The sequence below is a fragment of the Paucibacter sp. PLA-PC-4 genome (assembly GCF_026241155.1).
GTDB lineage: Bacteria > Pseudomonadota > Gammaproteobacteria > Burkholderiales > Burkholderiaceae_C > Roseateles_E.
Window position 1 is genome coordinate 217,886 of the sequence record NZ_JAPFGP010000002.1, and the last position, 14,495, is coordinate 232,380.

General features: G+C 66.7%; 15 protein-coding genes. 8 read left to right on the plus strand and 7 right to left on the minus strand.

The genetic code is table 11. The features are described 5' to 3' along the window. The first annotated feature begins 18 nt into the window (after window positions 1–18). Window positions 19–1,488: a nitrogen regulation protein NR(I) gene (gene ntrC, locus OOZ63_RS03930; RefSeq protein ID WP_266004032.1), complete on the plus strand. Its 1,470-nt coding sequence runs from the start codon at window positions 19–21 to the stop codon at window positions 1,486–1,488. Here the strand turns inward: ntrC and OOZ63_RS03935 are convergent. Then, window positions 1,485–2,453, minus strand: a complete 969-nt coding sequence (locus OOZ63_RS03935; RefSeq protein WP_266004033.1) for an MBL fold metallo-hydrolase — start codon at window positions 2,451–2,453, stop codon at window positions 1,485–1,487. The genes ntrC and OOZ63_RS03935 overlap by 4 nt on opposite strands. Window positions 2,454–2,502: 49 nt before the next feature. Between OOZ63_RS03935 and def the strand changes: the two genes are divergently transcribed. Both def and OOZ63_RS03945 read left to right on the plus strand, forming a co-directional pair. Beyond that, window positions 2,503–3,039: a peptide deformylase gene (gene def, locus OOZ63_RS03940; protein WP_266004034.1), complete on the plus strand. Its 537-nt coding sequence runs from the start codon at window positions 2,503–2,505 to the stop codon at window positions 3,037–3,039. A 70-nt stretch (window positions 3,040–3,109) separates the two neighbouring features. Continuing rightward, a complete protein-coding gene (locus OOZ63_RS03945; protein WP_266004035.1) occupies window positions 3,110–4,894 on the plus strand; it encodes a DUF6600 domain-containing protein in 1,785 nt (594 codons plus the stop codon). A 1-nt stretch (window position 4,895) separates the two neighbouring features. Here OOZ63_RS03945 and OOZ63_RS03950 read toward each other — a convergent pair whose 3' ends face one another. Further along, complete coding sequence (locus OOZ63_RS03950; RefSeq protein WP_416234688.1) at window positions 4,896–5,540, minus strand: arylesterase; 645 nt, start codon at window positions 5,538–5,540, stop codon at window positions 4,896–4,898. A 15-nt stretch (window positions 5,541–5,555) separates the two neighbouring features. On the opposite strand from OOZ63_RS03950, the gene OOZ63_RS03955 reads away from it, so the two are divergent. From OOZ63_RS03955 to OOZ63_RS03970, 4 genes are all read left to right on the plus strand, one after another. Continuing rightward, window positions 5,556–6,242 carry an ABC transporter ATP-binding protein gene (locus tag OOZ63_RS03955; protein ID WP_266004036.1) on the plus strand — a complete coding sequence of 229 codons (687 nt, stop codon included), beginning with the start codon at window positions 5,556–5,558 and terminating at the stop codon, window positions 6,240–6,242. A gap of 92 nt (window positions 6,243–6,334) precedes the next feature. Further along, a complete protein-coding gene (gene pobA, locus OOZ63_RS03960) occupies window positions 6,335–7,501 on the plus strand; it encodes a 4-hydroxybenzoate 3-monooxygenase (protein ID WP_266004288.1) in 1,167 nt (388 codons plus the stop codon). 22 nt (window positions 7,502–7,523) lie between these two features. Next, entirely contained in the window at window positions 7,524–8,216 is a 693-nt protein-coding gene (gene pcaH / locus OOZ63_RS03965; RefSeq protein WP_266004037.1) for a protocatechuate 3,4-dioxygenase subunit beta, read from the plus strand. Window positions 8,217–8,233: 17 nt separating this feature from the next. Next, window positions 8,234–8,743 carry a protocatechuate 3,4-dioxygenase gene (locus OOZ63_RS03970; protein ID WP_266004038.1) on the plus strand — a complete coding sequence of 170 codons (510 nt, stop codon included), beginning with the start codon at window positions 8,234–8,236 and terminating at the stop codon, window positions 8,741–8,743. On the opposite strand, the gene OOZ63_RS03975 is transcribed toward OOZ63_RS03970, so the two are convergent. The 5 genes from OOZ63_RS03975 to OOZ63_RS29065 form a co-directional block, all read right to left on the minus strand. Further along, window positions 8,734–9,291, minus strand: a complete 558-nt coding sequence (locus OOZ63_RS03975; protein ID WP_262969790.1) for a DUF2062 domain-containing protein — start codon at window positions 9,289–9,291, stop codon at window positions 8,734–8,736. The genes OOZ63_RS03970 and OOZ63_RS03975 overlap by 10 nt on opposite strands. A gap of 130 nt (window positions 9,292–9,421) precedes the next feature. Continuing rightward, window positions 9,422–10,225 (minus strand): peptidylprolyl isomerase, encoded by an 804-nt coding sequence (locus OOZ63_RS03980; RefSeq protein WP_266004290.1) that lies wholly within the window; start codon window positions 10,223–10,225, stop codon window positions 9,422–9,424. Window positions 10,226–10,280: 55 nt separating this feature from the next. Then, window positions 10,281–10,544 (minus strand): BolA family protein, encoded by a 264-nt coding sequence (locus tag OOZ63_RS03985; protein ID WP_266004039.1) that lies wholly within the window; start codon window positions 10,542–10,544, stop codon window positions 10,281–10,283. Continuing rightward, on the minus strand, window positions 10,541–10,954 hold the full coding sequence (msrB, locus tag OOZ63_RS03990) for a peptide-methionine (R)-S-oxide reductase MsrB (protein WP_266004040.1): 414 nt from the start codon (window positions 10,952–10,954) through the stop codon (window positions 10,541–10,543). The genes OOZ63_RS03985 and msrB overlap by 4 nt, the downstream gene beginning before the upstream one ends. A gap of 71 nt (window positions 10,955–11,025) precedes the next feature. Continuing rightward, on the minus strand, window positions 11,026–12,570 hold the full coding sequence (locus OOZ63_RS29065; RefSeq protein ID WP_323055723.1) for a methyl-accepting chemotaxis protein: 1,545 nt from the start codon (window positions 12,568–12,570) through the stop codon (window positions 11,026–11,028). A 219-nt stretch (window positions 12,571–12,789) separates the two neighbouring features. Between OOZ63_RS29065 and OOZ63_RS04005 the strand changes: the two genes are divergently transcribed. Then, window positions 12,790–14,436 (plus strand): 3-(methylthio)propionyl-CoA ligase, encoded by a 1,647-nt coding sequence (locus tag OOZ63_RS04005; RefSeq protein WP_266004041.1) that lies wholly within the window; start codon window positions 12,790–12,792, stop codon window positions 14,434–14,436. Window positions 14,437–14,495: the final 59 nt, after the last annotated feature.

Consider the following 14,495-nt stretch of genomic DNA (forward strand, 5'->3'; position numbering starts at 1 on the left):
GACAAAGGGGAGCCTTAGATGAAATCCATCTGGATTGTTGACGACGACCATTCCATCCGTTTCGTGCTGGAAAAAGCCCTCAGCCGCGAGGGCCTGCCGGTGCGCAGCTTCAGCAATGCCCGCGATCTGCTTGCGGCGCTCGATGAAGACAGCCCGCAGGTGCTGGTCTCCGACATTCGCATGCCGGGCGGTTCGGGCCTGGATCTGCTGGCCAAAGTCAAGGCCAAGCTGCCCGGCCTGCCGGTGATCATCATGACGGCCTACTCAGATCTGGACAGCGCGGTCTCGGCCTTTCAGGGGGGCGCCTTCGAGTATCTCCCCAAGCCCTTCGATCTGAGTCGTGCGGTCGAGCTGATTCGCCGTGCCCAGGAGGAGAGCCTGCGCGAGGCGGTGGCCGAGGAGGCTGCGGCGCAAGTGCCAGAGATGCTTGGCCAGGCGCCGGCGATGCAGGATGTGTTCCGCGCGATCGGCCGCCTGAGCCAAAGCCATGTCACGGTGCTGATCACCGGCGAGTCCGGCTCGGGCAAGGAGCTGGTCGCACGCGCGCTGCACAAACACAGCCCTCGTGCCGAGGGCCCGTTTGTCGCGATCAACACCGCGGCGATCCCGAAGGATCTGCTGGAGAGCGAGCTGTTTGGTCATGAGCGGGGCGCCTTCACCGGCGCTCAGGCGACCCGGCGCGGACGCTTCGAGCAGGCCGACGGCGGCACCTTGTTTCTCGACGAGATTGGCGACATGCCTCTGGATTTGCAGACCCGCTTGCTGCGGGTGCTGTCCGATGGCCAGTTTTACCGCGTCGGCGGCCACAGCCCGCTGCGCAGCAACGTGCGCGTGATCGCGGCCACCCACCAGAACCTGGAAGACCGGGTGCGCCAGGGCGCCTTCCGCGAGGACTTGTTCCACCGCCTCAATGTGATACGACTGAGGTTGCCAGCGCTGCGCGAGCGTCGCGAGGACATCCCGGTGCTGGCGCGCTATTTCTTGCAGCGCAGCGCTACCGAGCTGGGTGTCGAGCCCAAGCGCCTGTCCGAGGCGGCGCTATCCCGGCTGGTCGGCTTCGACTTCCCCGGCAATGTGCGCCAGCTGGAAAACGTCTGCCACTGGCTCAGCGTGATGGCGCCTACCCAGGTGGTCGAGCCCAAGGACCTGCCGCAGGAGCTGATGCAGGCAGGCTCCAGCCTGCTGACAGCCGCAGTGCCGGCCGGCCCTGCCGTGCCGGTCGCGCTCGGTGAATCGGCCGTCGCTCCGCTGCCGGCCCTAGCGACCGGGCCCGATGCCTGGGTGGCCGAGATGGCGCGCGAGGCGCGGCGCCTGCTGGCCAACGGCGAGCCCGAGGTCTGGGACGCGCTGACCCGTCGCTTCGAAGCCAGCCTGATCTTGACCGCGCTGGACGTGACCCGCGGCCGCCGCATCGAGGCCGCGCAGAAACTGGGCATTGGCCGCAACACCATCACGCGCAAGATCCAGGAGCTGGGACTGGATGCCTAGTCTCGTCGGTCCAGCCACACGCCCAGGCCCTGGGCGTTGAGTTCCACATCCATGGCCAACAGCTCGGTCTGGCGCGCCGGGCTCAGGGTGCATCCATGCGTCGCTAGGCCCTGAAGGTAGAGCGCCAGCAATGCCTCCTTCAGCGCCGCATGGCGCATTGGATGGCCGCGCAGACTGCGCGCCGTCTCGGCCATGGACCGGGCCTGGGTCAGCAGCAGGCCGGCGAGCCTTTGCACCTCGTCGGCATGGCCTCCGACCCGGCTGTAGTGAGTCAGGAACATCTGCGTCGGCTCGTGGCTCAGCATGCGGGCCACCGATGTTTCCAGCGCCTCGGGATCGAACTGCACCGGCGTGCTGGTCGGCATGATCCAGGGGCCCCGCGCGGTGTCGAACTCGCGGTACGACAGGCCGAAGGTGTCGCCGGTGAACCAGCCCCGGCTCTTTGCGTCCCAGATGCAATGGTGATGGCGCGCATGGCCGGGGGTGTCCAGCAGCAGCAGCTCCCGTGTGCCGTCGCGCCCGCCAACGACGATCTTCATGCCGTCCTCGCTAGGTATGATGCGCTCGGCCGGCACGCCGACAAGCTGGCCATATGAGCGCTGCATTTCTTCCTCCCCATAGACCGCCAGCGCGCCCTCGTACAGCGCGCTCGGGTCGACCATATGACGCACGCCGCGCGGGTGCACCAGCAGCTTGGCGGTCGGTAGCGATTGCATCAGCAAGCCAGCGCCGCCGGCATGGTCAAGGTGCACATGGGTCGGTATCACCCAGTCAACCGCGTCTGGCTCCAGGCCCAGTTGCTGCAGCGCGGCCAGCAGGCGCGGTACCGCGTGGTTGGTGCCGCAGTCGATGAATGCAGCGCGGCTGTTATCCACTAGCAGATAGGCAGCGTCGAAATGGTCGCGCTGAAAACCCGTGTCGATGGCAAAGATGCCATCGTCCAGGGCCTGCACAAACTCGGACATGGTCTTGTCTCCTTAGAATCCGCCCAACGATAGCCCGACAGGATCAACGATGGCAGTCAGAGAACTACTGAAGATGGGCGATCCACGCCTGCTGCGGGTGGCCCAGCCGGTCACCGAGTTCGGCACGCCCGCACTGCATGAGCTGGTGGCCGATATGCTGGACACGATGAAGGCCGCCAACGGCGCCGGCCTGGCCGCGCCGCAGATCGGCGTCGACCTGCAACTGGTGATCTTCGGCTTCGAGCGCAACGAGCGCTATCCGGACGCGCCGCCGGTGCCGCTGACCGTGCTGATCAACCCGCTCATCACGCCGCTGTCGGACGCGATGGAGGAGGGCTGGGAGGGCTGCCTGTCGGTGCCGGGCCTTCGCGGCGTCGTGCCGCGCCACAGCCAGCTGCGCTACAGCGGCTTCGATATCGAAGGCCGGCCCATCGAGCGCGAGGCTACGGGCTTTCACGCCCGCGTGGTCCAGCATGAGTGCGACCATCTGCTGGGTGTGCTCTATCCGATGCGCATCAAGGACTTTAGCCGCTTTGGCTACACCTCGGTGCTGTTCCCTGAGCTGGATCCGAATGCCGACGACTAGGCAAAGTTTTGTAAGCAGGTAGGCGCCGCTTGGGCCGGTGGCGTTATAGAGCGGCTATCTGGAGATAAGCATGAAAGCCGCCGCCTTGCCCCGCCGCCTTTACTCCCTGCTGTTCTGCCTGGCGCTGAGCACTTTGCTGAGCCCTGCCCGGGCCGACGATGATCCGCCGGCGCGGGCCGGTCGTGTGGCTGAGATCAGCGGCGAAGCCTGGCTTTTTGATGCCGAAGACAAAGAATGGGTGCAGTTGGAGCGCAACCAGACCATAGGTCCGGGGGACCGCCTGCGCACCGATGGGGGCGGCAGGGTCAGCCTGCGGATCGGCTCGACCAGTCTGTGGCTGGACGAAGACAGTGATATGGCGTTCAGCCGGCTCGATGACGGCCGCGTCGAACTCCGGCTCGACAAGGGCTCGCTGGCGCTGCGGCTGCGCAACCGCGAAGAGGTCAACGACTACCAGTTGCTGACCCGCGAAGGCCGTTTCAGCGCCGAGCGCGAGGGCCTGTACCGCATCGACCAGCTCGAGCGCGGCAGCCGCGCGCTTAACTGGGAGGGCAGCCTGCGCTTCGATTCGCGTGCGCGTGAGGCCGCTCCGGTCTGGCTGCAGGCCGATGAGCAGGCCGAGTTTTGGTGGGCCGACGGCCCGCGCACCGAGCGCCAGCGCCTGCAGCGCGACGAATTCGCCGACTGGATGCTGGCCCAACGCGAGGCCGAGAGCAGTCACGTGGCCAACAGCTATGTGTCGCCCGAGATGACGGGCGCCGAGGAGTTGGACCGGCACGGCCGCTGGGAGCAGAGCAGCGAGTACGGCCCGCTGTGGACGCCTACCGTGGTGGCGGTCGACTGGGCGCCTTATCGCTACGGCCGCTGGGGTTGGACGCGTGCCTGGGGCTGGAGCTGGATCGATGCGGCGCCCTGGGGTTTTGCGCCCTTCCACTATGGCCGCTGGGTGCATTTCGGCGGGCGCTGGTGCTGGGCGCCCGGCGCCTATGTGGCGCGCCCGGTCTACGCGCCGGCTCTGGTGGCCTGGGTCGGCGGGCCGGCGGTCAGTGTCGGCATCCATATCGGTGGCGGCCGGCCGCCGCCGCCGCGCTACGGCTGGTATCCGCTGGCGCCGCGCGAGGCTTATCTGCCCGGCTATCGGCACAGCCCCGGCTACTGGCAGCGGGTCAATCGCGAGCACGGCCAGGGCTGGCAGGGCCGTCCCGAGCATCGCCGCCATCGCAATGTCGATGTGCCCGGTGCCATCAGCCTGCTGCCCGAGCAGGGCCGTGGTCGGCCTTCGCCCTTCAATCCCGGCCAGATGGGGCCGTTGCGGCCAGTGACTCAGGCGCCGGGGCGCGGCGAGCTGCCGCAGTGGCAGGTGCCGCGCGTGCGCCCGCCCCAGGCCATGGTCGAGCCCCGGCCGCCGCGTGAGCGCCCCGAGCGCATTGAACGCATCGACCGTCCCGACCGTCCCGACCCGGCTGAGCGTTTCGAGCGACCGGGCTGGTCGTCCCGACCCGGCCGGCCGGCCGATGGCTTCGGGCCGCCGCGTCCGACGCCGAATCCGAACGCGGGGCGCTCCGATGAACCGCGTCCGTCCCGCGAACATCAAGTGCAGCCGCCCGGCTTCGAGCCTCGCGTCCCCGGGCGTTTCCAAGAGCGCGGCGCCGAGCCCCGGCCGCAGCCCCAGATTGGCATTGCGGCCCCGCCGCGCGGTGTCGAGCGGCCACAGCGCGAGGCCGAGCCGGCGCGGCCACAGCAGCCGCAGGTGCAGCAGCCTCAAGTGCAGCAGCAACAGGAACGTGGCCCTCAGCGCGGGCGAGGTGAATGGAACGGGGGCGGTCCGGGCCGGCGCGGCGAGCAGGCCCGCTGAGTCAGAGCAGCGGCCGCAAGGCTCGCCAGACCTGGCTCAGCATCAGCGGATGGGCCTTGGCCAGCGGGTGGATGCGGTCGCCCTGGAACCAGCTTTCGGCGTCGGGCCGGTCGGCCACGCCCGCCAGCAAAAAAGGCGTCAGTGCGGTCTTTTCTGCCCTCGCCACTGCTTCGAACAGCGCGGCGAAATCGCGCCCGTAGCTGGCACCATAGTTAGGCGGCACTTGCATGCCGACCAGCAACACCTTGGCGCCGGCGGCCTTGCCGGCGCGCACCATGGCCTGCAGGTTCTCCCGCGTCATCGCCAGCGGCAGGCCACGCAGCGCGTCATTCCCGCCCAGCTCGATGATCAGGTGCGTGGGCTTGTGCTGGCTCAGCAGGGCCGGCAGGCGCGAACGTCCGCCCGAGCTGGTGTCGCCGCTGATGCTGGCGTTGATCACCTGGGCCGCCAGCCTCTCGTCCTTGAGTTTTTGCTCCAGCAGCGCGACCCAGCCGCTGCCGCGCGCAATGCCATACTCGGCCGACAGGCTGTCGCCCAGCACGACGATGCGGCGCGGTGATGTGCCGGCCGCGGTCTTCGCAAGACCTGGCACCGTCATCAGCAAGGCGGGCAGGCTAAAGTGTTGAATCCATTGACGACGTTTCATCCCGATCCGAATCCTATGTCTGAAGTGATTTCCGCAGCGATTGTTGAGGTCGACCACGTCGGCAAGCAGGTGCAGGACGCGACCGGCGTGCTGACGATTCTGCATGACATCTCGTTCACGCTGGCGCCGCGCGAGTCGGTGGCCATCGTCGGGGCCTCCGGCTCAGGCAAGAGCACCCTGCTGGCCATCTTGGCCGGTCTGGACACGCCCAGCAGCGGCACGGTGCGTCTGGCCGGGCAGGACCTGTTCGTTTTGGACGAAGACCAGCGCGCCGCCCAGCGCGCGCAGCACATCGGTTTCGTGTTCCAGAGCTTTCAGCTATTGGGCAATTTGACCGCGCTGGAGAACGTGATGCTGCCGCTAGAGCTGCGCGGCGAACGCGAGGCCAGGTCGCTGGCCACGCAGATGCTGCAGCGTGTCGGCCTCGGTGAGCGGCTCGCGCACTATCCGCGCGTGCTGTCTGGCGGTGAGCAACAGCGGGTGGCACTGGCGCGGGCTTTTGTGCAGCGCCCGGCCGTACTGCTGGCCGATGAGCCGACCGGCAGCCTCGACTTTGCGACCGGCGCGGCGGTGATGGCGCTGATGTTCGAGATGAACCGCGAGGCCGGCACCACCTTGGTGCTGGTCACGCACGATCCGGCGATTGCGGCGCGCTGCCAGCGCCAGTTGCGCATCGAGGCGGGGCGTCTGGCCACGGCCTGATGTTCGATTAGTGCAAGCCTGCAGCGTTTCCGTCCATTGAGAAGCGCGCCAGCCCCGGCTACGCTTGGGCGATGGTAAGTCCTCCCGTCGCGCTGCGCACCCAAGTTGCCATCATCGGCGCCGGCCCGGCCGGCCTACTGCTCGGCCAGTTGCTGGCCAAGGCCGGCATCGCCAGCGTCATCATCGAACAGCGCTGCCGCGCTCATGTGCTGTCGCGCATTCGTGCGGGCGTGCTGGAGCCGGGCACGGTGGCTTTGCTGGACGAGGCCGGTGTCGGCCAGCGTCTGCATCGCGAGGGCCTGCCGCATGGCGGCTTCGAGCTGTGTGTCGACGGCCGGCTGCAACGTATCGATCTGCAGGCCCTGACCGGCAAGCAGGTGATGGTTTACGGCCAGACCGAGCTGACGCGCGACCTGATGGACGCGCGCGCCGAGGCAGGGCTGGAGAGCGTTTACGAAGCCCAGCAGGTCGAAGTGCAGGGCTTTGACGGCCAGCAGCCCTGGGTGCGCTTTGTTCAGGACGGCCAGGCCCGCGAACTGCGCTGTGACTTCATCGCCGGCTGTGACGGCTTTCACGGTGTCTGCCGCGCGAGCGTGCCGCCCGCGCTGCTGACCACGCACGAGAAGGTCTATCCCTTCGGCTGGCTGGGTGTGCTGGCCGACGTGCCGCCGGTGGCCGGCGAGCTGATCTATGTGCGGCATGAACGTGGCTTTGCGCTGTGCAGCCAGCGCAGCGCGACGCGCAGTCGCTACTACCTGCAGTGCGACAGCCAAGCGCGGGTTGAGCAGTGGTCGGACCAGGCCTTCTGGGACGAGCTGCGTCGGCGGCTGCCGGCCGCCGAGGCGACCCGTCTGGTGAGCGGGCCGGCGCTGGAGAAGAGTATCGCGCCGCTGCGCAGCTTCGTGGCCGAGCCAATGCGCTTTGGTCGCCTGTTCCTGGCCGGCGATGCCGCCCATATCGTGCCGCCGACCGGGGCCAAGGGCCTGAACCTTGCGGCCTCCGATGTGGCCTATCTGTGGCAAGCGCTGGCCGATTTCTACCGGGGCAGCGAGCTGGGCGTCGATCACTATTCGCAGCGCTGCCTGCAGCGGATCTGGAAGGCCGAGCGCTTTTCGTGGTGGATGACCACGCTGCTGCATCGCTTCCCCGATCAGCCGGCCTTCGATGCCCGGCTGCAGGAGGCCGAGCTGGCCTATCTTCTCGAATCGGCCCATGGTCGCGGCATGATCGCCGAGAACTATGTCGGCCTGCCGCTCTGACGAGCATCCCCAGGAGAGCCAGATGCAATTCAAGCCGGTGCCCGCGGGCGTCTACCCTGCGCTGATCTACCCGCCCTACAAGTCCACGCGCAGCCGCGGGCCCGCGCAGCCGCCGCTGCGCATCGAGGCGCCGGCCGCGACGATGCAAGGTCTGACCCTGGCCCGCGCGATGCTGAGCCCGCGCGATGCCGACTTGACTCGCCAGGGCGCGGCCGAGCCGCTGGGCGAGAAGATCGTCGTGAGCGGCCGGGTGCTGGACGAGGACAGCCGGCCCGTGCGCGACTCGCTGATCGAGGTCTGGCAATGCAATTCGGCGGGTCGCTACTGGCACAAGAAGGACCAGCATGCCGCGCCGTTGGACCCCAACTTTTTCGGCATTGGCAAGCTGATGACGGACGGGGAGGGGCGCTACCGCTTCATCACGATCAAGCCGGGGCCCTATCCCTGGGGCAATCATGACAAGGCCTGGCGTCCGGCCCACATCCATTTCTCGCTGTTCGGGAATGTGATGGCCCAGCGCCTGGTCACGCAGATGTATTTCCCCGCCGACCCGCTGTTCGATCACGACCCGATCTTCCAGGGCATTGCCGATGCGGCGGCGCGCGAGCGCCTGATCGCCCGCTTCAGCATGGAAGACACGGTCGGCGCCGAGATGCTTGGCTATCGCTTCGACATCGTGCTGCGCGGCAGCGCGGCCACCCCCTTCGGCCTGTGAGCCGCCAGGAGCTTCCGATGTCTGACAACGACTGCATGCTCACCAGCTCGCAAACTATCGGTCCCTTCCCACATGAGGCCTGGCGCTGGGCCGTCGAGGCCTCGACACCGCCGGGCGCCGCCGCCGTGGTGATCGCAGGTCGCCTTCTCGACGGTGCGGGTGAGCCCGTCAACGATGGCTGGATCGAGGCCTGGACCCCGGGCGCGGTCGAGGCCGGCCCGCTGCCGGGCTTTCGCCGCGTGCCCACCGGCGAACAGGGCGAGTTCGTGTTGCGGTTGAGCCGGGCTGTCGGCTGTGGTGAGCCGGCGGCCCATATCACGGTGTTTGCGCGCGGCCTGTTGAAGCATCAGTTCAGCGCGGTCTTCCTGGTCGATACCCCCGGCCTGGCCGGCTCGGCGCTGCTAACCCAAGTGCCCGAGGCGCGCCGCGCCAGCCTGCTGGCGCTGCCCGACGAGTCACCGGGACATTACCGCTGGGACATCCGCCTGCAGGGCGAGGGCGAGACGGTGTTCTTCGACTATCGCTGAGCACGGCGGCGCAGCCGCCGCAGCCGCTCTCCCCGTATGACCGCCCACCAGCCGATATAGACCGCCAGATAGGCCAGCGCGCCCAGCAGCAGGCCGGCCAGCGGCAGGCCGATCAGCAGCGGTTTACCCAGCGCCTGGATCCAGCCCAGCAGGGCCGGGCCCCAGCTCAGAGGCGCGGTCCAGTCGATCTCCAGCATCGCCGGCGTCGCGATCGGTCCATCGTGACCGGAGGCCATCCGACCCAGCAGGATGGCCAGGCTCCAGATCGGCACCAGGGTGAAGGGATTGGTCAGCCAGGTTGCGGCAATCGCCGCTGCGACATTGGCGCGGCAGGCGATCGCCACAACGGCAGCCAGCACCATCTGCGTCGGCAGCGGGATCACGCCGACGGCGAGTCCCAGGCCCACGCCCAGCGCGACGCGGCGGCGGTGCGCGACCCACAGCCAGGGCCGCGGCGATAGGTAGTGGCCCAGCCACTTCAGCCCGGGGGTCTTGGCCAAGGTGTCGGGGTGAGGCAGCAGGCGGCGGGCGAGACGGGTGGCGGGCATGGGCTGCTGGTGGAAGCTAGGCGCTGTCGAGGACGAAAAAAAACCGCGCTCGCCGGGTGGGCGTCGCGCGGGCTATCTCCTAGTCAGTTGGTGACAGAGCTCGCTTTGCTCGGTCTGTCACGCAATGCCATTAGTTTGCAAACTTGTAGTCGGTCTTGGCCTTGGTCTTGAGCTCTTGCTGGAAATTGGCGATCTTCTGCTGGCTCAGGCGTTGCACGATCTGCGGCTTGACGTCGTCAAAGGCCGGGAACTGCGCCTCGCGGGTGTCTTCCAGCTTGATGATGTGGAAGCCGAACTGCGACTTGACCGGCTCCTGCGTCATTTCGCCCTTCTTCAAGGCCGTCAACGCCTGGCTGAACTCAGGCACATAGCTGCCCGGGTTGGCGAAGTCGAGGTCGCCGCCATTAGCTGCCGAGCCTGGATCCTTGGAGTTCTTGGTGGCCAATTCTTCGAACTTGGCACCATTCTTGATCTGCGCGATCAGGGCCTTGGCGTCATCTTCCTTCTCCACGAGGATGTGGCGCGCACGGTACTCAGTGCCGCTGTTTTGGGCCTTGAACTTGTCGTACTCGGCCTGTGCTTCGGCATCGGTGACGCCGTTCTTCTTGCCGAAATCAGCGAACAGCTCGCGGATCAGAATGCTCTGGCGGGCCAGCTCCATCTGCGCCTTGTAGTCGGCGCTGGCCGGGATGCCGCGCTTCTCGGCTTCTTGGATGAAGATCTCACGCAGCACGACTTCGTCCTTGACCTGGGCTTCCAGCTCAGGCGTGCGTTGCTGCTGCCCACTCTTGGTGACCTGATTGATCAGCAGGTCGACGCGGGCCTTGGGCACCGGCTTGCCATTGACGGTGGCGACGTTTTGCGCACTGGCCGTCACGGGCACGAGCGCAGCGGACAGGGCCGCGACAGTGGCGGCGAGCACAAACTTCTTCATGGACATGGGCAGCAAAGGTAGAAAAATGCGCCTGACGGCGCGGGGTGCGGGAGAGTCAGCTTTCGTCCGGTGCGCGGGCGTCAATCGCCAGTGCATGGATGCCTTGCTGCATCAACTCAGCCAAGGAATGATATACGAGCTGATGGCGAGCCACCCGCGAGCGGCCTATGAAGCGCTCGCTGACGATGCTAACGTGGTAGTGGCCGCCCTCGCGTGCACCGGCATGCCCGGCATGTTGGGCACTGTCGTCGCGCAAGTTCAGCCGGCTGGGTTGCAGGCCAGCGCGCAGGCGGCGTTCGATCTCTTCGAGCATGCTCATGGCTTGGGCTCGGCGCGGAAGTCTATTGAGGCCGAGTTGATACAAAAGCGCTCGCCGGTCGGCTCGGGGCCGTCGGGGAAGACATGGCCCAGATGTGAGCCGCAGTTGTTGCAGCGTACCTCGACGCGCACCATGCCATGGCTGCGGTCGACGATGCGCTCCACCACCTCGCTATTGACCGGCGCGTAGTAGCTGGGCCAGCCGCAGCCGGCATCGAACTTGGTGTCGGCTTCGAAAAGCGGCGTGCCGCAGCCCACGCACTGGTACTTGCCGGCTTCCCAGTGGTCCCAGTATTTGCCGGTGAAGGCGCGCTCGGTGCCGGCCTGGCGGGCCACCTGATACTGCGTAGCATCGAGCTGCTCGCGCCACTGGGCCTCGGTTTTCTTGATGGGGTAGTCGTGATCGCTCATGATCGCTGCAGTGTAGCCATCAGTCCTCTCCCGCGCCGCCACGTGGTCTTGCCACTGCCTGTTGCAGCCACCTAGTGCAGCCGGAATACCGATACCACCTCGGTCATGCGGGCGGCCTGGTACTTCAAGCTCTCGGCCGCCGCCGCGCTCTGTTCAACCAGGGCGGCGTTTTGCTGGGTCACCTGATCGAGCTGGGACACGGCTTCGCCGACCTGATCGATGCCCTGGCTCTGCTCTGCGCTGGCGGCGCTGATCTCTGCGATCAGGTCGGTGACGCGCTTGACCTGGCCGACGATGTCGCCCATGGTCTTGCCGGCATTGGCGGCCAGCGCGCTGCCTGCGTCGACCTTGGCCACGCTGTCTCCGATCAAGCTCTTGATCTCCTTGGCTGCTTGCGCGCTGCGCTGCGCCAGCGTGCGTACCTCGGCGGCCACCACCGCAAAGCCGCGGCCCTGCTCGCCGGCGCGGGCTGCCTCGACCGCCGCGTTCAGCGCCAGAATATTGGTCTGGAAGGCGATGCCGTCGATCACACCGATGATGTCGTTGATCTTGCGCGAGGCGGCGCTGATCTGCTCCATGGTGCTGACCACTTGGCCAACCACCGAGCCCCCCTGGGCCGCGACGCCCGAGGCGCTGGTGGCCAGTTGGTTGGCGGTACGAGCGGTTTCGGCGTTTTGCTTGACGGTGGCGGTTAGCTCCTCCATCGAGGCGGCGGTCTGCTCCAGATTGGCGGCCTGCTCCTCGGTGCGCTGAGAGAGGTCGGCATTGCCGCTGGCGATCTCCGCGGTGCCGGTGGCGATCGAGTCGCTGCTGGCGCGCACCTGGGCGACGATGCTCGCCAGACTGTCGTTCATTCGCTTGAGTGCGCCCAGCAGCTGGCCGGTTTCGTTCTTGCCTTTGACCTCGATGCGCGAGCTGAGGTCGCCGCCGGCCACTGCCTCGGCCACCTTGACCGCCTCGGCCAGCGGCCTGACGATGGAGCGCACCAGCAGCCACGCGATCGACATGCCCACGCCCACCACGAGCAGCGCTCCCATGCCGCCCATCCAAAGCAATCCGGTGCGCGCTGCCGCGGCCTGTGCATCGGCCCGCTCGGCTTTTTGCTCCTGCAGTTTGACGAAGTCCTCGATGGCGCCCAGATATCGGCCGACGGCGGGCGCGTACTCGTCGCGGATGATGGCCTGGGCGCCAGCCTGGTTGCCACCAGCGCCAGCTTCGCGCGCCTTCTTGCTGGCAGCCAGCAGCGCGCCGCCATGGCCGACGATGATCTTCAGTTGGGCCTGGTCCTGCGGCGTCTGGGCCTGCTTGGTGATCTCTTCGCGCAGCTTCTGCACGCGAGGGGTGTCGGTGGCCATGGGCTCCTTGAAGAGCTCGCCGACGGCCGGGTCGGCGCTGATCGAGGCGGCCATGCTCCGAGTCACTGCGACCTGGGTCATGCCCTGCCAGCGCACTGACTGACGTATCAGATCCTGGGCCTGGTCTATCGCGGTATTCGCCTCGCGGGCGATCACCTGACCGCGGTAGAGGGTCAGGCCTCCGACCAGCAACATGGCCAGCAGCAGCAGCGCGATGGCGCCGGAGAGCTTGCGGGCAAGACCGAGGTTGTTCAGGTTCATGCGGATTCCAGTGTGAGGGCGTGCACCGATTTTGAGCATGCAAGCCCGATTTGCCAACTCGTGCGGGGGCAGGCGACGTGAGATGCTCACGAAACGCCGGTGAATACCCCTAGGCCGGCTGTCCCCTCTGTGTAACTCCGGTGACTATGGCCGGTCGAATGCGAGGTTTAAACTGGTCCGAACAGGCCGACCGGGCCATACAAAGACAGGAGACTGCCGATGGCGCTGATGGGTCAAATGATGGCCATGCCCTTGCTGATTTCGTCGCTGATTCAACATGCGGCGCGGCATTCCGGCGAAACCGAAATCGTCAGCAAACGCTGTGAAGGCGATCTGCACCGCTACACATGGCGGGATGCCGAGCGGCGCTCGCGCCAGGTGGCCCAGGCGCTGGGTCGGCTGGGTCTGTCGCCGGGCGACCGGGTTGCGACACTGGCCTGGAACGGCTACCGCCATCTGGAGCTGTATTACGGCAGCTCGGGCTCCGGCCTGGTGTGCCACACGATCAATCCGCGGCTCTTCCCCGAGCAGATTATCTGGATCTCTCAGGATGCCAACGATAAGGTGCTGTGCTTCGATCTGGGCTTTTTGCCCCTGGTTGAAAAGCTGAGCGCCCAGTTGCCCGGCATCCAGCACTATGTGCTGATGAGCGACCGAGCCCATATGCCGGCCGCCAGCAGCATTCCGAACTTGCTGTGCTACGAAGAGCTGGTCGAGGCCGAGGATGGTCATTACTGCTGGCCCGAGTTCGACGAGAACACCGCATCCAGCATCTGTTACACGTCGGGCACGACCGGCCACCCTAAGGGCGCCGTCTACAGCCACCGCTCCAGCGTGCTGCATGCTTACGGCTCGGCACTGCCCGACGCGATGGACTGCTCCAGCAAGGACGTGATCCTGCCGGTGGTGCCCATGTTCCACGTCAATGCCTGGGGCTTGCCTTACAGCAGCGCCATCGTGGGCGCCAAGCTGGTGTTCCCTGGCCCGCATTTGGATGGCAAGTCGCTGTATGAGCTGTTCGAAACCGAAGGCGTGACTTTCAGCGCCGGCGTCCCCACGGTGTGGCTGGGCTTGCTGACTTACGTCAAAAGCAACGGCCTGAAGTTCAGCAGCTTCAAGCGCACGGTGATCGGCGGCTCGGCCTGCCCGCCGGCGATGCTTGCCAGCTTGATGGATGACTTCGGCGTCGAGGTCATCCACGCCTGGGGCATGACCGAGCTCTCGCCGCTGGGCACGCTGTCCAAGCTGACCTCCAAGCAGCTTGCGCTGCCGGTCGAGCAGCAACGCCGCATCCTCGAAAAGCAGGGCAAGGTGATCTTCGGCATCGATATGGCAGTGATCAACGACGAGGGTCAGGCCTTGCCCTGGGATGCGCAGAGCTCTGGCAATCTGGTGGTGCGAGGTCACTGGGTCATCAGCAGCTATTTCGGCGAACAGCGCTCACCGCTGGTGGCGGTGGATGGCCAGCCCGGCTGGTTTCCAACTGGCGATGTTGCCACTATCGATGCCGACGGCTTCATGCAGATCACCGACCGCAGCAAGGACGTTATCAAGAGCGGCGGTGAGTGGATCAGCTCCATTGATCTCGAAAACATCGCGATGGCCCATCCGGCCGTGCATGAGGCGGCGGCCATCGCCTGCGCCCACCCGAAGTGGGACGAGCGGCCGCTGCTGGTGGTGGTCAAGAAACCCGACGCGCAAGTCACGCGCGAGGAGTTGCTCGCCTTCTTCGAGGGGCGCATCGCCAAATGGCAGATCCCCGACGATGTGGCTTTCGTGGCCGAGATTCCGCACACTGCCACCGGCAAGATACAAAAGCTCAAGCTGCGCGAGCAGTTCAAGAGCTACCGACTGCCCAGCGCTTGATCCCCGGGCAAACCGCAGGCTGCTTTGCCCGCGCCGCCTCTTAAGCTCTACACGCCTTG